The sequence below is a fragment of the Zhouia amylolytica AD3 genome (assembly GCF_000511935.2).
GTDB classification, from domain to species: Bacteria; Bacteroidota; Bacteroidia; order Flavobacteriales; family Flavobacteriaceae; genus Zhouia; species Zhouia amylolytica.
The window spans coordinates 94,440-113,286 of the sequence record NZ_AYXY01000023.1; the positions used below are offsets into that span (position 1 = coordinate 94,440).

20 protein-coding genes are annotated in these 18,847 nt (G+C 36.0%); 5 read left to right on the forward strand and 15 right to left on the reverse strand.

Annotated features, from left to right (window positions below; all coding sequences use genetic code 11):
- The first annotated feature begins 4 nt into the window (after nt 1-4).
- The gene (locus P278_RS11215) at nt 5-1,750 is read left to right on the forward strand and encodes a RagB/SusD family nutrient uptake outer membrane protein (protein ID WP_038266710.1); all 1,746 of its coding nucleotides are present in this window, start codon (nt 5-7) and stop codon (nt 1,748-1,750) included.
- A 43-nt stretch (nt 1,751-1,793) separates the two neighbouring features.
- Here P278_RS11215 and P278_RS11220 read toward each other — a convergent pair whose 3' ends face one another.
- Nucleotides 1,794-2,309, reverse strand: a complete 516-nt coding sequence (locus P278_RS11220) for a gamma carbonic anhydrase family protein (RefSeq protein WP_038266713.1) — start codon at nt 2,307-2,309, stop codon at nt 1,794-1,796.
- 86 nt (nt 2,310-2,395) lie between these two features.
- Here P278_RS11220 and P278_RS11225 point away from each other — a divergent pair, with 86 nt between their 5' ends.
- On the forward strand, nt 2,396-3,304 hold the full coding sequence (locus P278_RS11225; RefSeq protein ID WP_038267888.1) for a NifU family protein: 909 nt from the start codon (nt 2,396-2,398) through the stop codon (nt 3,302-3,304).
- Nucleotides 3,305-3,376: 72 nt separating this feature from the next.
- Here the strand turns inward: P278_RS11225 and P278_RS11230 are convergent, their stop codons facing one another.
- Nucleotides 3,377-5,632, reverse strand: coding sequence for an inorganic phosphate transporter (locus P278_RS11230; protein WP_038266716.1), 2,256 nt, complete (start codon nt 5,630-5,632; stop codon nt 3,377-3,379).
- A gap of 192 nt (nt 5,633-5,824) precedes the next feature.
- Between P278_RS11230 and P278_RS11235 the strand changes: the two genes are divergently transcribed.
- The 3 genes from P278_RS11235 (at nt 5,825) to P278_RS11245 (ending at nt 7,940) form a co-directional block, all read left to right on the forward strand.
- Entirely contained in the window at nt 5,825-6,025 is a 201-nt protein-coding gene (locus P278_RS11235; protein WP_038266719.1) for a dodecin family protein, read from the forward strand.
- 143 nt (nt 6,026-6,168) lie between these two features.
- A complete protein-coding gene (locus P278_RS11240) occupies nt 6,169-6,984 on the forward strand; it encodes a mechanosensitive ion channel family protein (RefSeq protein ID WP_038266722.1) in 816 nt (271 codons plus the stop codon).
- 137 nt (nt 6,985-7,121) lie between these two features.
- Entirely contained in the window at nt 7,122-7,940 is an 819-nt protein-coding gene (locus tag P278_RS11245) for a mechanosensitive ion channel family protein (protein WP_038266726.1), read from the forward strand.
- On the opposite strand, the gene tsaB is transcribed toward P278_RS11245, so the two are convergent.
- The 13 genes from tsaB to P278_RS11310 all read right to left on the reverse strand — a co-directional run bounded on the left by tsaB (nt 7,937) and on the right by P278_RS11310 (nt 18,843).
- Entirely contained in the window at nt 7,937-8,611 is a 675-nt protein-coding gene (gene tsaB, locus P278_RS11250; RefSeq protein WP_038266729.1) for a tRNA (adenosine(37)-N6)-threonylcarbamoyltransferase complex dimerization subunit type 1 TsaB, read from the reverse strand. The two genes, P278_RS11245 and tsaB, sit on opposite strands and share 4 nt — an antisense overlap.
- A gap of 21 nt (nt 8,612-8,632) precedes the next feature.
- Nucleotides 8,633-10,054, reverse strand: coding sequence for a TolC family protein (locus P278_RS11255; RefSeq protein ID WP_038266731.1), 1,422 nt, complete (start codon nt 10,052-10,054; stop codon nt 8,633-8,635).
- Between the two features lie 23 nt (nt 10,055-10,077).
- Entirely contained in the window at nt 10,078-11,193 is a 1,116-nt protein-coding gene (locus tag P278_RS11260) for an efflux RND transporter periplasmic adaptor subunit (RefSeq protein ID WP_038266733.1), read from the reverse strand.
- A 41-nt stretch (nt 11,194-11,234) separates the two neighbouring features.
- Nucleotides 11,235-12,503 (reverse strand): ABC transporter permease, encoded by a 1,269-nt coding sequence (locus P278_RS11265; protein ID WP_038266736.1) that lies wholly within the window; start codon nt 12,501-12,503, stop codon nt 11,235-11,237.
- Between the two features lie 2 nt (nt 12,504-12,505).
- Complete coding sequence (locus P278_RS11270) at nt 12,506-13,735, reverse strand: ABC transporter permease (RefSeq protein ID WP_038266739.1); 1,230 nt, start codon at nt 13,733-13,735, stop codon at nt 12,506-12,508.
- Nucleotides 13,728-14,429 (reverse strand): ABC transporter ATP-binding protein, encoded by a 702-nt coding sequence (locus P278_RS11275; protein WP_038266742.1) that lies wholly within the window; start codon nt 14,427-14,429, stop codon nt 13,728-13,730. The genes P278_RS11270 and P278_RS11275 overlap by 8 nt, the downstream gene beginning before the upstream one ends.
- Nucleotides 14,430-14,578: 149 nt before the next feature.
- A complete protein-coding gene (locus P278_RS11280; protein WP_038266745.1) occupies nt 14,579-14,788 on the reverse strand; it encodes a hypothetical protein in 210 nt (69 codons plus the stop codon).
- A 21-nt stretch (nt 14,789-14,809) separates the two neighbouring features.
- Nucleotides 14,810-15,352 (reverse strand): DUF420 domain-containing protein, encoded by a 543-nt coding sequence (locus P278_RS11285; RefSeq protein ID WP_038266748.1) that lies wholly within the window; start codon nt 15,350-15,352, stop codon nt 14,810-14,812.
- A gap of 3 nt (nt 15,353-15,355) precedes the next feature.
- On the reverse strand, nt 15,356-16,039 hold the full coding sequence (locus P278_RS11290; protein WP_038266749.1) for an SCO family protein: 684 nt from the start codon (nt 16,037-16,039) through the stop codon (nt 15,356-15,358).
- A gap of 18 nt (nt 16,040-16,057) precedes the next feature.
- Entirely contained in the window at nt 16,058-16,744 is a 687-nt protein-coding gene (locus P278_RS11295) for a hypothetical protein (RefSeq protein ID WP_038266751.1), read from the reverse strand.
- Between the two features lie 80 nt (nt 16,745-16,824).
- Nucleotides 16,825-17,208, reverse strand: a complete 384-nt coding sequence (locus tag P278_RS11300) for a cytochrome C oxidase subunit IV family protein (RefSeq protein WP_038266754.1) — start codon at nt 17,206-17,208, stop codon at nt 16,825-16,827.
- Between the two features lie 23 nt (nt 17,209-17,231).
- Nucleotides 17,232-18,209 carry a cytochrome c oxidase subunit 3 gene (locus P278_RS11305; protein ID WP_038266757.1) on the reverse strand — a complete coding sequence of 326 codons (978 nt, stop codon included), beginning with the start codon at nt 18,207-18,209 and terminating at the stop codon, nt 17,232-17,234.
- Between the two features lie 52 nt (nt 18,210-18,261).
- Nucleotides 18,262-18,843, reverse strand: a complete 582-nt coding sequence (locus tag P278_RS11310; RefSeq protein WP_038266760.1) for a cytochrome c oxidase subunit 3 — start codon at nt 18,841-18,843, stop codon at nt 18,262-18,264.
- Between the last annotated feature and the right edge of the window lie 4 nt (nt 18,844-18,847).

An 18,847-nucleotide genomic window follows, 5' to 3' on the forward strand; every position in this document is an offset into this window, starting at 1 on the left:
AATCATGAGAAAAATATTTATAATTACAACCATATTAATTACATGCTTTAGTTGTGAAAAACAACTTACCAAGGAAGCACCGTTCATTTCTGAAAATGTAGTTTTCGAGTCTGAAAACTTAACGGAAGCATATATCGCGGATATTTATTCAAGATCGGCTTTTCAAGTAGCCTCTAATGAAAACATGGGACTTATATCAGCGGTAGGAGCTGAACACATCAACTTTGCAAACTGGCAGACCCCTAACAATGCATTTATCAGGTTATACTCTGAAGAAACGGGTCCTGGGCCACTGGATCGCTGGAACTTTTTCAACATAAGAAACATGAATTATTTATTGGAGAATATCGAATCCAGTGAAACCCTTAGTCAAGAATACATTCAAGCAAAAAAAGCAGAAGTGAGATTCCTGAGAGCTTATGATTATTTTGAAATGGTAAAAAGATTTGGCGGTGTTCCCATTGTAACCAAAGTTCAAAATCAAAGTGACCCGGAAGCGGAGCTCTATGTTTCAAGAAACACGGAACAAGAAGTATATGACTTCATTTACAACGAAACGCAAGCCATCCTCGACAATTTTGACAACAGTGCTGTAGGCGCCGATGGAAGAGTGGATAAGTACACGGTTCTTATGTTACAAAGCAGAGCAATGCTATATGCCGCCAGTATTGCTAAAAATGGTGAAGAAGGACCCAATGGTGTTACAGGAATTCCCGGAAACTTAGCCAATTCATATTATCAAAAAAGTTATGATGCTTCTATGGAAGTGATAAACTCCGGTATGTTCAGTTTAATTAATGCGGGGGATGACAAGGTTAGCAATTATGCTTCCATTTTTTTAACTGAAGGGTCAAGTAATCCAGAAACCATTTTCGCCGAAGTTTTTGAACCTGTAATTAAAGGACATAATTTAGATTTATTGGCAACGCCAGCAGGTTTTAATGCCACCTGGAATTCTAACTTCCCTGTTTTATACGACTTTGTAGAACTTTTTGACTTTACGGATGGCAGGTCTGGTAAAATTGACAGATCGTTATTCAATTCGGAAACTGAGTGGGATATCAACGATTTTTTCGGAAACAGAGATCCAAGGTTTAGAGCCTCTGTTTTTTATCCAGAATCTGAATGGCAAGGTGAAAGCGTATGGTTCCATAACAACACCATTTTGTCTGATGGAACCAAAGTGAATAGCACCACGCAAACTATCACCAGGATAGATGGAACAGAAATGCCCCAGGCAAGTGAGCCTAGAAACCGTAGAAACACTGCGCTTTTACTTAGAAAAAGGGTCGATGAGAACAATCCTGATCCCTCCGCCGGACAATCTGGCCAGGACTTCATAGTTTTCAGATATGCAGAAACCTTATTAAACTTTGCTGAAGCTGCTTTTTATTTAGGCAATACGGGTGAAGCACTGGATGCAATAAATCAAATCAGGGAAAGGGCAGGTATGCCTTTAAGAATAGGTATTACAGAAGACAATATTCGTCAAGAAAGACAAGTGGAGCTTTGCTTCGAAAATCACCGCTTTTGGGATTTAATCAGGTGGAGAATTGCAGATCAGTATTTAGATCAGGTAAGAACCAGAGGTCTTGTTTATAGTTATAACTTAGATTCAGACAAATATATTATAACCTTAAAAAATGCCGAAACACAGATTCGTTCTTTTGGGCCGGAAAGATACTATTTACCCTTTGCACAAGGTCGATTGGCAGACAATCCAAATTTAGTTCAAAACCCGGGGTATTAATTTATATAGTAAAAAGCCTTCGCGATTGCGAAGGCTTTTTATTTTAATCTTCTTTATACCAGGATGCATACTTTATATAATTATTAGCAATCCGTTCAATTTCTCCTTTAGTTAAATCCGGACTTACCTCTTTAACTTTTCTGGCTGGGACACCAGCATAAATACTACCTGACTCTACATGAGTATTTTGAGTTACTACAGCTCCCGCTGCAATGATACTATTACTTTCCACTACACAGTTATCCATAACTATACTTCCCATTCCTATTAGAACATTATCATGAATGGTACAACCGTGTACAATGGCATTATGCCCTATGGATACATTGTCACCTATAGTCGTTGGATGTTTTTGATACGTACAATGTATTACTGCTCCATCCTGTACGTTGACCTTATTACCCATTTTTATAAAATGAACGTCGCCCCGAATTACCGCATTATACCAAACACTACAATCATCGCCCATTACTACATCGCCCACAATAGTGGCATTTTCAGCTACATATGTATTCGTTCCCAGTACTGGTTTTTTGCCGTTTATTTCCTTTATTATCATTGCTCTTAATTTTTAATCTTAATGATTTCCAAATATATATAATTAGGATAGTTTGATTTTGTAGTTTTGCATAAAATTAGATGATTATGAGTAAGGTAACGATAAAGATTCAGCCGACTAACAGGCCGGCTATAGTTAAGTTTGAGGCTAATGTATTTCTAACCAAACATAAAAATTACGAATTCAAAAATATTGACGAGGCAAAGGATTCTCCATTAGCACAGCAACTTTTTTATTTACCCTTTACAAAAACGGTATATGTTTCTGGAAACTTCATTGCTATTGAACGTTATGATATTGTTGAATGGGCTGATGTTCAAAATGAAGTTGCTGAACAAATTGAAGCGTATTTAAATTCAGGGCAGCCAGTTGTTATAGAAGACACAGAAAACAAAAAAGTGCCTGTTTCTATTTATGCAGAGAACACTCCAAATCCGGCGGTAATGAAATTTGTTGCAAATAAAAAGCTGGTGTTATCTCCATTCGAATTTAAGAATATCGATGATGCAAAAGACGCCCCTTTAGCAAGTGCTCTTTTCCATTTCCCATTTGTTAAGGAAGTATTTATTGACGAAAATTATGTTTCCATTAGCAAATATGACATAGCTGATTGGAATGACATCGCTCAGGAATTAAGAGAGTTTATTCGAATGCATATAGAAGAAGGGAAAGAAATTATAACTGAAGCTTATTCAATTCAAAGTCAGAAAGAAAATAAATCAGCATCTGTGGCTTCAGATATTACTGATCTTGATGACACCTCTCAACAAATTGTTGACATATTAGAAGAATACGTGAAACCTGCTGTTGCCAGTGATGGTGGTAATATTGTTTTCAAGTCTTACGATGAACAAAGCAAAACGGTTAGCGTTATCCTTCAAGGTGCTTGTAGTGGCTGTCCATCTTCAACAATCACGCTAAAGAATGGAATTGAAACCATGCTAAAAAATATGATGCAGGATAAGGTCAATGAAGTTGTAGCCATTAACGGATAATGACCACTGCTTTCTTTAGAAAAAATAATAAAAAGGGCTCCGAATCATGGAGCCCTTTTTTATTTATTGTTTTTATTTTTTAATCGTTTTATAGTCTTCATTAAACTCATTGAAAAGCTGCAGAAGATTTATACTTGCCGAAATCAGGTCTTTTGTTTCCAGAAGTAATCCGAAATAAAGCTTTGTGTTTTTCGGACTGGTTTCCGTGCTTCTTATTCTATCAATTTGCTTTTGAATTAATTGAGACACATGATCCAGCAGCTCCTTTTTTCCCTCAATAACGTTCTCTATATTATCAAACGATTCAGTATTAAAATCTAATTCTATTTGTTCAAACAAAGGTTTTAATTTATTATCGATACTTTTTAAATCCCGAATCTGATTAAATTTCAAATTCTTATGATTGTTATTAACATGAGAAAAACTATTCTTTACGATATAACCAATAGATTGTACCATATCCTGTAGATAATCAAGGACCAGGATGTAAAACTTACTTGAAGCTACCGAGTTATCATCTAAAGATTTTATAAAATAAAATAAATCACCTTTAAGATCGTCTATCTCATTCTCAAGTTTTCGCAAGTTTTTCTTGTTCTTTTTAAGTTTACTTAAATCCTGTAAACCCAGGTTATCAATAACATTACTGTACAGTCTATTAAGTTTAATTATTACTTCAGAGATATTTCCAGAACTTTCTGTTATAATTTCATTTATGGTAATTAAATCCGACCTATCAAATTTTCTGGCAGCTTCCCGTTCTTTGATCTTTCTTTTATACACAGAATAACTTCTGATAAGTACCAAAGTAGCCAACAACAATAAAGCTATTAGTGCCAGGACACCTCCTTTGAACATCACAAATGCGAAAACAGCTGCCGCAATAAATGCAATAATTGCAGTGGCAAACCACCCTCCTATTACATTAAAAACTCCTGCTACTCTATAAACAGCGCTTTCACGCCCCCATGCTTTGTCAGACAATGAAGACCCCATTGCCACCATAAAAGTTACATAGGTAGTAGACAAGGGCAGCTTAAGTGAGGTTCCTATTGCAATTAATATTCCTGCCACTACCAGATTCACAGAAGCCCGGACCATATCAAATGCAGGTTCCTGATCTTCTCCTTTTGCCTTCTTGGATATAGGTTTTTCAAAACGTGAGGCTATGAAACGACTCATTTTTTTGGGTAGTATAAAAATAAGCACCTGATTAAAGTTCACTGCTGCTCTAACCATTAATCTCGATAAAAAGTTGGGCTCGAATCGTTCATTAACATCATCCTGGCTCGATAAATTAATTTCGGTTTCTGTTACTGTTTTGGCCTTTTTAGACAACCAAAGTGTCACGACCATAACAAGTCCTGCTAAAAACAAAAACACCGAAGGCGTTTTTACTTTTCCGGACAATGTTGCCATGGAAAATAATTCAGGATTCATTCCTGAATCTACCCATAATTGAAAAGATTGCCAGGCAGCAATTGGAACTCCTATAAAATTTACAAGGTCATTTCCCGCAAAGGCTAAGGCTAAAGCAAAAGTCCCTATTAAAATAATCACCTTCAAAATATTCCATTTCATGACCATGATAAAGAAATATGATATGATCGTCCAAAACAAAAAACCTAAGCTAATTATCTCTAACTGATGCGCATCAATCCATCCCAATGTTTCAGGAGAAATAAAGGATACACCTTTTAAGCCTTTAATCAGAATGAAATAGGTTAATGCGGTTATTGCAACGCCTCCAAATACCCCACCATACAATTGTAAATTCTTATGGTATCTAAAGGAAAAAATTAATCGTGAGATGTATTGAATAAAAGCTCCTACACTAAAGGCTATGACCACTGACAACAAAATTCCGAATATAATTTGAGCTGCTTTACTGGTATTTATATAATTCAACAAATCTGTGACACTACCTCCATCAGCATAAATTTTAAGTAATGATATGGAAACTGCAGCACCTAACAGTTCAAACACAATGGATACGGTAGTAGACGTTGGTAGTCCTAAAGAATTAAACAGATCAAGCAGAAGTATGTCGCTTATCATTACAGCCATGAAAATGATCATTATTTCATTGAAATAAAACTGCTCAGGGTTAAAAATGCCCTTTCTTGCCACTTCCATCATACCACTCGAAGAAACCGCCCCAATTATAATCCCTACACTTGCCACGATCATAATTGCCTTTATTGGGGCAGCCTTAGACCCAATTGCCGCATTTAAAAAATTGACGGCATCATTACTGACACCAACTACTAAATCGATTATAGCGAGCACAAAAAGTGCCACCAGCATTATCAAATATATCTGATCCATTAAATTACTTTACCTGTTGCAAAAGTCTATTAACAGCAGGAAAACTACGTTAAGTCAATGTTATCAAAACATCACTTAGAAATGAACTATAGTGCTGAATAATAAACATTTAAACCCTATTCACTTTTCATTTTATGAAATAAAAACAGTAACTTTAAAGGAAATGGTTTAATCACTAAAAAAACATCAATTATGGCACTTTTAAAGGTTATCGAGATTTTAGCGAACTCTGAAAAAAGTTGGGAAGATGCTACCCAAAAAGCAGTTAAACATGCATCCAAAACGGTTAACAATATTCGATCGGTTTATGTAAATGAACAAAGCGCCACGGTGAATGGCGATTCAATCGATGAATATCGTGTTAATGTAAAAATCACTTTTGAAGTGAAATAACAACATCCTGACAAACGGGTGTTCCTATAACTTCACACCCGTATTTTCTTCTTTCAAAAAGCTTATTTAACACTGTAATAAAGATTTCACATCTTATTTGCATATTTTTGCCTTACTTAAAATGTTAATTAATTCTTTACAATATGGATATAAATCAAATCACTGAAAAAATTGATTGGAATCTAATAATGAACTACGGGCTAAAGCTTATTGGAGCAATTCTGGTCTGGATTATTGGTTCCTGGTTAATTAGAAAGGTAATGAAGCAAATCTCTAAGATTATGGATCATAGGGATTATGAAATTAGTTTAAAGAAATTTTTATTGAATTTAATATCCTGGACCTTAAAGATCGTATTAATTCTTGCACTTTTAGGAACATTAGGAATTGAAACAACTTCATTTGCTGCCATCATTGCAGCCGCCGGTTTAGCTATAGGTATGGCCCTGCAGGGGTCTTTGGGTAATTTTGCCGGAGGTACACTGATAATGATTTTTAAACCTTTTAAGGTTGGCGATTTTATAGAAGCTCAAGGGGTTTCCGGAACTGTAAAAGAAATTGGTATTTTCACAACAACATTAAATACTTTTGGTAATCAACTGGCTATTATCCCCAATGGCAAACTTTCTAATGAAAATATTATTAATTATAGTGCTGAGGAAACCAGAAGAGACAACCTAACTATCGGAATCGATTATAGTTCTGATATTAAGAAAGCAAAAGAGGTTTTATTAGCCATTGCAGATGATCATCCTAATATTATGAAGGATCCGGCTCCTCAGGTATTTGTGGCGGAACTTGCTGACAGCTCTGTTAATTTCACCTTTAGATTCTGGGCTAAAAATGCAGACTTCTGGGATTGTCATTTTTACGCAATCGAAGAGGTTAAGGCTCGATTTGATAAGGAAGGTATTGAAATCCCTTATCCTCATCAGGTAGAAATACAAAAGAAAGGATAGCTACTCTAAAGGGAAGTTATTTTATAAATAAACAGCGATCTATCTTCAAATAGATCGCTGTTTTTATGGCTATTATCAAAACAAAATAAGCTGAAAATGACTAACTTGTAGGAAAGTAACCTAAAACATCAAACATTATGAAATTAGAAGATTGGTTCGATCAGGGGATTGATTGGAATCTTATGGTTGACTATGGAATTAAAATTGCCGGTGCCATAGTCATTTGGATTTTCGGTTCGTGGATCATAAGAAAAACTATTAGAGGTGTTGACGCCTTAATGACCAAAAGAGCTTATGAAATTAGTTTACGTAAATTTTTGGTAAACTTATTAAAATGGGTACTCATAGCCCTATTAGTTATTGTTGTTTTAGGCACCATTGGTGTAGAAACAACCTCTTTTGCCGCTATATTAGCTGCAGCGGGTTTGGCCATTGGATTAGCATTGCAGGGATCGCTAGGAAATTTTGCTGGCGGCGCCCTTATAATGATCTTTAAACCAATAAAAGTTGGTGATCTTATTGAAGCACAAGGAGAATTAGGAGTAGTCAACGAAATACAAATCTTTACTACCATTCTAACCACACCGGATAACAAAACGGTAGTTATTCCTAACGGGCCTTTATCTAATGGAAATATTAAAAATTACTCCAAACTAGGTCAACTCCGCGTAGACCTCACCATCGGAGTTGCATATGACTCTGATATCAAGCAGACTAAAGATGTACTCATGGAAGCACTAACATCGAACCCAAAGGTCTTAAAGGAACCAGCTCCTACCATTGCTGTTTCTGAATTAGCGGATAGCTCTATTAACTTTGCCGTAAGGCCATGGGCCACTACTGCTGATTATTGGGATGTCTATTTTGGTTCTCTGGAAGCATGTAAAAAAGCCCTTGATGTGGCAGGTATTGAAATCCCATTCCCTCATCAAGTGGAAATACGAAAAAATGTTTAACGTTTTTTAGGCTTCGTGACTACAAAATCTTTTAAGTAATAGGGTTCAAAATAAGCTACGTTTTCAAAGTCGTTTATTTTGAACTTTTCTTCTGAAAGTTTTACCATTTCCCTCGCTGAAGGAACATGTTTTGAAGCTATAATATGGACATTGCTACCCTCAACCACGTCTTTACACTTTTCTGCACCCGGACCGAGAAGATACACCTTTCCTTCTTTATATTCTGAAAAGGAGTCTTCCGTAATAATTTCGGCTTTAGTAGCTCTTATTTCTCGATGGTTATTGTCAAATACAGCAGCATACACCTCCATCCTTCTTGCGTCTAACAAGGGGATAATTACTCCCTCATCAATTTCCAACTGATGCGACAAAGCTTCCAGCGTATTTAAAGCAATCAGAGGCTTATCTAAGGAAAAACAGAGCCCTTTGGCTGCGCTTACTCCAATTCTTAGTCCTGTATATGACCCGGGGCCTTTACTTACCGATATTGCATCGATATGATTAAAAGTCAAAGAAGCATCTTTCAATGCTTCTTTTATAAATACATGTAACTTTTCTGAATGTGAATACTGGGCATCATCTTTTTCTACTAATGAAATTAGTTCTCCATTTACCCCAATACTAATTGAGCAATTGGTTGATGATGTTTCTATATTTAAAATGGTAGCCATACTTGCAAATAATCTGCAAGTTTATAACTCCTCCACAGGAATTCCAAAATAATATTCTAAAACTTTCAGTTTAAAGATGTAGTCATATTTAGCTCTAATGAGTTCTGCCTGAGCATTATCTAACCTGGCTTGTGCCTGACTAAAATCAAAACTGTTCATTAAACCTACATCAAAACGTTCTTTAGCATACTGATAGGCCAACTCTCTTGCTTCTAATGTTTTTGAAGAAGCCTCAAAAGTTTTAAAAGCACTTTGGGCATCATTCCAAACCTGATTTATAGTATTCTCCAAATCAAGTTTAGTTTGCTTCAGCATCAGCTCATTCCTTCTAACATTAACTTCACTTCGTTTCACATTGTTTCTTGCTGCAAAACCATTGAATATTGGAACATTTAAAGAAACACCAAATGACTGTCCATCATTCAACCATAACTGATCTACAAAAGGCAAAGGACCTGCTACACCAAAAACGGGGGTTTGAGTCACTACAGCATCTCCTGTACTCTGGACAGTTCCTATTTGTGTTTGCGTAGTTTGGCCAGTAGCGACAGAACGGTCTTGATGGCTTACACGTGTATCGTACCCATAAAAACCTGTTAAGGTTGGCATCATTGTTCCTTTTGCAATTTTTAAATCCATTTCAGCGATCTCAACATTAGCCATTGAGAGTTTAACATCTCCTCTAAAGGTCAGTGACTTTTGATAAATCTCTTCAGGAGTAATTTCTGTTATCGTAGACTTAGGAATCATATAATCTTCATCGGCTACATCAAAACTTTCATAATCATCCAACAACAATAGTTGCGCCAGTGAAATTTTAGACAGTCTTAATGCATTTTCAGCATTGATAATTCGTTGTTCCTGAGTAGCAGCCGTTGCTTCAATTTCCAGTAAATCTCCCTTAGGGAGCACTCCGCTTTCAACAAGTTCCTGAGTTCTCTTCAGATCTTGTTCCGTAACGGCATATTGCGCTTTTTGAACCACCAAATTTTCTCTGTTAAATAAGATTTGAAGATATCCATTAGCCACAGCTAATGATATATCATCTCTCATATCATCCATTTGGTACTGATTTGCCAAAATATTTAATTTGGAACGTCTCAAACGGTTTTGGTTTTGTAAGCCTTTAAAAATATCAACTCCTACACTCACTCTACCTGAGGTAAACTGGGTAGTAGCTGTACGCAATACACCCGTGGTTATATCCTGGTTTAAACCAACATTCCATGAATGCGAAGCGCTTCCATTTACTGATGGCAAGAAGTTCCCTACTGCATCAGACTTATCAATTTCAGCATTTTCAAGATCAAGTTCCGACTGTTGAATAGAGATATTATTTTCAATAGCATACTCGACACATTCCCTAAGGGTCCATTTCTTCACCTGAGCAGAAACCAAATAGGAGCACGACAGTAATAAAAGGGTTATTATTTTGACTTTCATGAAATCTATTTTTTCGAATTAGTTTAGTTGTTTTCAGCTTCCTTCTTTATAGGCTCTGTTTTATTCCAAACCTTAACTTTATCGCTTTCTGACAATCCGGATGTAATCTCTACATTAATACCATCAGAAATACCAACTTCTATATCTTTTCTTTCGAACTGCTGATCGCCAGTTTCAACTTCAACATAGGGCTTTTCTGTTTCTTTATCATATTGAAGCAATGCTTCTTTAATGGCTAGTACATCTTCCTTTTTATCTAAAATAATAGAAGCGTTTGCACTATAACCAGCTCTTATAAAAGTACTATCATTAAGTTGTACCTCACCTTCGATTTTAAACTGTACTGCGCCTTGTTCTTCAACACCTTTTGGTGCTACAAATCGTAATGAAGCTTCAAATTCTTTATCCTGAATAGCACCAAAGCTCACTTTTAAAGGCATTCCCAATTCTAATTTTTCTACCTCTGCCTCATCTACCTGGCCTTCAAAAATCATTTGAGTCATATCAGCGATAGTAGCAATGGTGGTACCATCATTAAAATTATTTGCCTCAATAACCTGATCCCCTTCTTTCACAGGAATTTCCAGTACAGTTCCTGTAACCGTGGCCCTAATATTCGTATTGGCTGTTGCAGAACCACCAGCAGAACCGCTCTTAATAATCTGATAATCATTTTGAGCGTTGGTGAGTTCTTGTTTAGCTTGATTATACCTAAGTTCTATATCCAAGAACTCCTGATTTGAAATAACTCCTTTATCAAAAAGTGTTTTATTCCTATTGTATTCAGCTTCTGCTGTATTTAAAGAAAACCTGGCGTTACTTACACGTCCGCGGGCACTAACCAAGGCTTGTTCATTTGGAACGACTTTAATGGTCGCTATGAGATCACCTGACTTCACTTTATCCCCTTCCTCAAGTACTATTTTATCTATAATCCCAGATATTTGAGGTTTAATTAGTACCTCGTCTTCAGGAACTACCTTTCCGGTAGCCACTGTTTTTTGCTCTATATCCGTTTTAAAAGGAGTCTCCGTTTCATAAACAATTGCAGACTTGCTATTGCTTTTAATAAAAAAGGCGGCTGCCCATAGTACACCCAAAATTAAAACTCCAATTCCGACGTATTTTAGAATTTTCATATGATTTGATTTACTTAATTGATGTTTAGGTTTGTATTTTATTATTCTTCTCTTAATGCATCTATTGGTTTAATACTAACAGCACGTTGCGCTGGAATAAGCCCGATTAATAACCCGAGCACTACCATGATCAATAATGCCCCAATTACGTAAGGAATCGGCACTGTAGGATTGGTATACGGGAAATCTGTCATGTCTTTGGTCAAGGCGTTGATACCTGCCAATAAACCGGCACCTAAGACTATCCCGACAATTCCTGCTAACATGGTTAAGAAAACAGACTCCAGGATTATCTGGCTTCTCACTTCTTTAGGAGTTGCACCCAAAGCTCGCCTAACGCCCAACTCTTTGGTCCGTTCTTTAACGGTTATCAGTAATATATTTCCGATTCCAACCACTCCAGCTATGATGGTCGCAATCCCCACAATTAAAGAGAGAAAGGTCATTCCTTTGGCAAAACCCATTATTCTTCCGAACATTTCGCCCAGATTGAAGGACCCAAAAGCTCTTTCATCTTCAGGATCAACTTTATGCACCCTCTTGAGGGTTGTTTTTATATCTTCCTCGACTTTTAACACATCTACATTTCGGTAAGCTGCGATTGAAAACCAATCTACATTCTCACCGGTATTGTACAGTTTTCGATACGTGGTAAAAGGGATATAAATATCGCTATCGCTTTCAAAGCCTCCTCCCGGGACAAATTTATGGACTCCTACGACTTGAAAATAGATATTATCAATCCTAATGTATTCTCCCAGCGGACTTTCGTCTTCTTCAAAGAGTTCCTTCTGGGTTCGTTCTCCTATAACGCAGACCTTCCTTTCGTATGTTATATCATCATCATTAATAAATCTTCCTCCATCATAGATTTTTTTAGTAGCTATTTTAGTAAAAACCGGAAAGTCTCCATAGATATTAAAACTACCTGTCTTCTGACCTCGGACAATATTAGAACCGCCACCTCCAAACACTCCTTTAGCATTCCTGGGAGCAATAAACTCAATTTGTGGAACACGCTGTTGTAAAATCTCAGCATCCGACAATTTTAATTGTAAGGGTCTTCCTGTTTTGAAACCAGCATAAGGAATACTTGTTTGCTGTGCCCAAACGAACATACTATTCATGGCAACATTCTCAAATGCTCTTTCAAAACCATTATCCAGTCCTTTAGCTGAACCTGAAAGCGCTATATAAATAAAAATCCCCCATAGTACTCCCACCATAGTAATAATGGTACGCAATCGGTTCTTTCCTATCGAACTGAAAATTTCTTGCCAGGTATCTCTATCAAAAACAAATCTAAACATATCTATTCGTCTCTTAGTGCAACTATCGGCTTAATTCTAGCGGCACGTTTAGCAGGAATATACCCTGCTATAGCTCCGGCTATAATTAAAATAAAGGTTGCCACGATTGCTGTATTAATATTTATATAAGGATTGGTTATAAAATAATCCTTTAGCGTATTTCCTAGTGAGTTTAATAATACCACACCAATAACCATCCCTATATATCCTGCGATGGTTGTTATGAAAACAGCTTCAAGGAGAATCATTGAAATAACAGCTCTTGGGGTTGCGCCTAATGCTTTTCGAACTCCTATTTCTTTGGTACGCTCTTTAACAATAAACACCATGATATTACTGATTCCAATAATACCTGCTATAATTGTTCCGAATGCCACAAACAAAACTATTAGCTGAAGAACTCCAGCAAATTGTTGATTTTGTTTTAATTGATCTGCTACATTACGAATGAAAATTGCTCTTTGATCTTCAGGGCTTATATTATGTTTTTCTTTCAGAAACTTATTCAAGCTTTTTTCAAAAGCCATAGCGCCGGGATACCCAATCTCTTGTTTAAATCCTAAAATTATTTGATCAACTTTATCTGTATTTTTCTCAATAAGTTGTCTGGTAGTATACGGTATATAAATATATCTTTCTTCATTATCTCCTCCATCGTCCTGAAAAACTCCGATCACCTTAAATGCACGACCGCCAAGGTCTATATATTTTCCGATGGCATTGGCAGTACCGAAAAGATCCTTTTCCACAAGTCGCCCTATAACTGCATAGCGGGTGCGCTCTAAAACATCATTTTCATTAAGATAACGGCCTTTCATCATTATAGTCTTTTCATTATACTGATGAGCAGGACCAACAGCTCTGGTGTTATAATTATTAGACTCACCTTTATACTTCACCAAAGCACTTCTACTTATTCTTGGAGTTATATACTCCAGAAACATTGGAAAGTTTTTCTTTATATCATCGAGATCATCATTCTTGAATTCTATATTCCTATTGGACTTGAAACCTTTGTAAGGCATTGAAGTTCTACCGGCAAAAACGAAAAATGTATTGGTAGCATCGTCCATAAAAAACTCGTTAAAAGTGTTTTTAAGACCATTACCAAAACCATAAAGAACAACGAAGATTAAAATTCCGAGTGCTACTGTAAAACCAGACAAAAATGTACGAAGTTTATTTTTGCTAATGGTTTCAAAGATTTCTTTCCAAAGATCTCTACTAAACATATTCAGCAGCCATTACCTGATTAACCAATTCATCTTTTTCTATAACCCCATCTTTCAGATGTACAATTCGTTTACACATGTTAGCGATATCTGGTTCATGAGTAACCACTAAAATTGTATTCCCTTCTTGATTGATCTTTTGAATCAGATCCATCACTTCATAAGAAGTTTTACTATCCAAGGCTCCCGTAGGCTCATCTGCCAATAGAACTTTTGGTTCAGCCGCCATTGCTCTGGCAATTGCCACACGTTGTTTTTGTCCTCCTGAAAGTTCATTCGGGTGATGATATGCCCAATCCCTAAGTCCAACTCTTTCGAGATATTTCATAGCTTTATCCTGACGTTCTTTTCTGGGCATTCTTTGATAATACAAAGGCAGAGCTACATTTTCAAGAGCTGTTTTGTAGTTAATTAAGTTAAAAGACTGAAAAATAAATCCAAGGAATTTATTTCGATATTGGGCTGCCTTGGTTTCATTGAGATTTTTAATAGGAACCCTATCAAGCATATATGTGCCGGTGTCCATTGTATCCAGCATTCCTAATATGTTTAAAAGTGTAGATTTACCGGAACCTGAAGAGCCCATGATTGCTACCAGCTCTCCTTCTTTAACTGAAAAATTTATTCCTTTAAGTACATGCAGCACATTAGACCCCATTTTATAGGATTTGTGCAGGTCATTTATTTCAATCATGGTTAGTGTAGTTTTACCTTACAATTTAAGCACTTCTCAACAATTAAATAATAAAATAATGTTAAGAGCCTCAATCTTTTGTTCTACCCATAAGACTACACAACCCTATAAATGTTACAATTAAAGTGAAAAAATATTAAAAAAGCTTGTTACCCTTTTAATTTGCGGTATATGAAATAACCTAAGGCTCCCATCAAAATATACGGGACTGCCATTAAATAGACAATACCATCGTTGATCGCCTCGGCTACCTCTTGCTTTTCTCCACTTTCCAGAACGGCTCTGCACATAGCACATTGAGCGTCTGCAACGGCAGGAACAAGCAACAAAAACATAATAACCAACACTAACTTCTTCATGGAATACTCTTTATTACAAATTTAAGCATAATAGGGCGAAATCATTAAATAGACCACCACTCCTGTAATAGCCACATACAACCATATTGGAAAAGCTATTTTTGCGATCTTCTTATGTTTATCAAAAACCCTGGCCAAAGCCCTTACATAGGCTATCAACACCAATGGAATAATTGCTATCGAAAGAACTATATGGCTAATTAAAATAAAGAAATACAAATAGCGTATGACTCCTTCACCACCAAAAGGAGTAGAATCGGAGGTCATGTGATAGGCGACATACATTACCAAAAAACTAACAGATAGTGCGATACATAATTTCATAAGATTTTCATGTAATTTCACTTTACCATTTTTTATGGCAAAAAACGCCATAATCAGAACGCATGCAGTTATCCCATTAATGGTTGCATAAATTGGTGGTAAAAAGGATAAAGGCTCTACATTAAAACCATAATCTTTCAGTTTAACGCCAAATAAAATTGCCACCACCAATGGAATAGCAATTGACAGGATTATAATCCACTTATTATATTTTTTCTCAACAGTCGTTACCTCACTCATGCGCTACTCGTTTAAAAGTTGTTTAATGTCTTCTTTAAGTAATTCTATATCTCCACCATCTCCATTTTCGCCTACTCCATCATAATACACCTTAGGATTGCCAAACTGATCTGTTCTACAAGTGATATTTCCCTCTTTATCAATTAAAGCAAAAAGTCCTGAATGCTCAAAACCACCTTCTACATTGGCATTTTGCCCAGCATAAAGGTTAAAACCTGTATTGGACAAGCCATAAATCTTTTCACGATCTCCCGTTAGTAAGTTCCAGTTCGGATGGGTAATACCATATTTCTGAGCATACTCATTTAACACTTCGGGGGTGTCGTTTTTAGGATTTATGGTAAATGAGGCCACTCCAAAATCATTCTCATTACGGAAGGACTCCTGTAACTTCAGCATATTTGTATTCATGATCGGGCAAATGGTAGGACACGTAGTAAAAAAGAACTCTACAACATACACTTTACCAGCATAATATTTATCAGAAATCGTATCATTGTTCTGATTAATAAATGTGAAAGCAGGGACTTTACCTAATTTGACTAACTCAGCCTTTTTTTGACCAACCTTATGGCGGTCTTCATCAACCACATCATTATCTTTAATTCTATTTACAATCTCCGGGATAAAGATGATTCCGAATATCAGAATAACCAATCCAACCCATATATATGATTTGTTTTTCACAATCTAAAATTTTATTAATTATCGCTTATCCACTTTTTTTAAATACGATTCTCTCTTACCTGACTGTTCTTCGTCATTCTTCTTAAGAGCCATCCTGTATTCGGCAAGAACTATTTTAATGTCATCAATCATTTTATTATTGATCTCAGCTACAGAGGTCGTATTATAGCCATAAAGGACCCCTCCTGAAACATCTTCATCATCGGTTCTGCCCCTTAGGTTTAATTTTTTATCAATAATATAAGCATAGGGATTACCTAAATGATCGTCCAGGTCCGTATCTGTTTTTAAACTATTAAAAAACGACGCTATCTGACTGTCTGTTCCGAACACAAAATTCCAATTAGCTGTATCCGTTAAGAAGCTAAGCTCAGCCTTCAGATCTTTGGCATCATGCTCAGCACCTACTGGAAAAACGGCTACCAATTGAAAATCTTCAAAACCATTAAATCGCTTATAAATTTTTTCATTAAGATTTAAAGCATTGTTCTTTTTATTCAGGACATCATTTCCAAAAAAACTAAGAACAGTAATCTTATCCTTTAAGCTAACTGATGATCCATCTAAATTTTCGAATTCATTAATATCATCTACTCGTTCAGACAGTATTGGTAATTTTGCAAAGTTGTTGACTCCAGATGCAAAAAAAAGATAGACAACAATTGGAAGGATAAAAAGTACAGCAAGTACCAGGGACTTTTTCATTTACTATTTGTTTTCGGTACAAAAATAAAAAAGACGGTTTAAAACCGTCTTGAAAGTATTGTTAAAAGTGCATATAGTGTTTAGAAGTTCCAAGTTACGAAACCATCTTTATACACTTCATAAATATAATCTCCTTCAACTAATAGGATAAATACCAAATAAGGTATTAAAATAACTAAAGGCAATACCAAAGACCATTTAAAACCGGCCTTTTCATCACGCAGGTGCATAAAATCCCAAGCGATGTAATATGCTTTTACAATAGTTAATCCAATAAAAATCCAGTTTAACAACTTCATCCCTAACACTTTTGTCAAAGACCATTCTGGTCTAACAATACCAAGTGCTACCTCGACTGCTGTTATAATGGAAAGTAAGATTAAAACTCCCCATATTTTTTGAACGTTACTCTTAAAATTTAACGTCCCTCTAAAAATTGCAAGTTTATGATTATCGTGTGCCATTGTTTTTTTTCTAATTTCAATTATTATACAAGGTAGAAGAATGTAAATACAAACACCCAAACTAAATCTACAAAGTGCCAGTACAACCCAACTTTTTCAACCATTTCATAATGCCCTCTTCTTTCGTAAGTCCCTATTATCACATTAAAGAATATAATAATATTAATTACAATTCCTGAGAACACGTGGAATCCGTGGAATCCGGTGATAAAGAAAAAGAAGTCTGCGAACAATGGATGTCCATATTCGTTACGCGTAAGGTTAGCTCCTTCTACCACTAGTTTTGCATCTTTAAGTGCCTCTAGCGATTCTTCTCTTGAAAGTACTTCTTTTTTGTGACCTGTTTCATCAAAGAAAGCAGTTTTCACTAAAACATTCGGATGACTTTTAACACCCTCAACAACTTCATTTATTGTATAAGATGGAAGCGACCCTTCTGATTGAAACCAAAAAGCATCTTTGCGCTCTAACCTATCTCTTTCTGATGGAATTGTGGTAGCGAACTCTTCTAATGCGATTCTCTTTCCTGTATCGGCATTCACAAACTGAAGGATATTCCCTCCTTTAGTTTCAACTGCGCCATAGTCTCCCTTAATAAAGGTTGCCCATTCCCACGCCTGAGAACCTACGAATATTAAACCACCAATGATGGTAGCAAACATGTACCATGTTACTTTAGTCTTTTTCATTTTATGCCCGGCATCAACGGCAAGCACCATCGTCACTGATGACATAATTAGAATAAAGGTCATAAAGGCCACATAATACATTGGATAATTACCATGAAAGAAAGGAACGTGCGTAAACACTTCATCGGCAATTGGCCAAATTTCAATAAATTTAAATCTTGAGAATCCGTAAGACACTAAAAACCCTGAGAATGTAAGAGCATCTGAGACGATGAAAAACCACATCATCATTTTACCGTAACTTGCTCTTAACGGCTCATTTCCGCCTCCCCAAACTTTTTCTTTAGATTCTGTAGTAACCGTAGCTTCCATATACGTGTTAATCTGGTTATGTTTAAAAATTTGTCAAATTTACGTTTTTTCTTTATCTAAAGAAATAGAAAAACAAAATCAAATATACCCATAAAAAGTCAAGAAAGTGCCAAAACATTGCACCTAACTCTAAACCAAGGGTTTGACCAGGTTTATACTTTTCTTTAAAATGATTATAAATTACCACCAAAAGCACCAACAGGCCTGCGATTACGTGAACTATATGCGAAAAAACTATAGCATATAAAAAAGATGTGGTAATTGTACTTTCGCTTCCTGTAAAATAATAGCCGTTTGCAATTATTTCTGAAAATCCGGCGAATTGCAACAAAATAAAAGCAACACCTAAGGCAAGGGTCACCAATAATAAAGTAGTAGTTTTAGACCTATCACCGTTTTGTACAGCCTTCTTTGCCAAATGAAAAGTCAAACTACTTAACAAAATAGCAGCGGTACTTATATAAAAGGAAGTTGGAATCTGGAAATCCGCAATCCAATCGGGCCTGGATTTACTCACCACATAAGCACTTGTTAGCCCTGCAAACATCATTGCCAAACTTACCATTCCAAACCAAAGCATCATTTTTTTGGCTCTACCTTGCTTTTCAACAAAAGTTCCCTGAGTTAAATCCATCTAT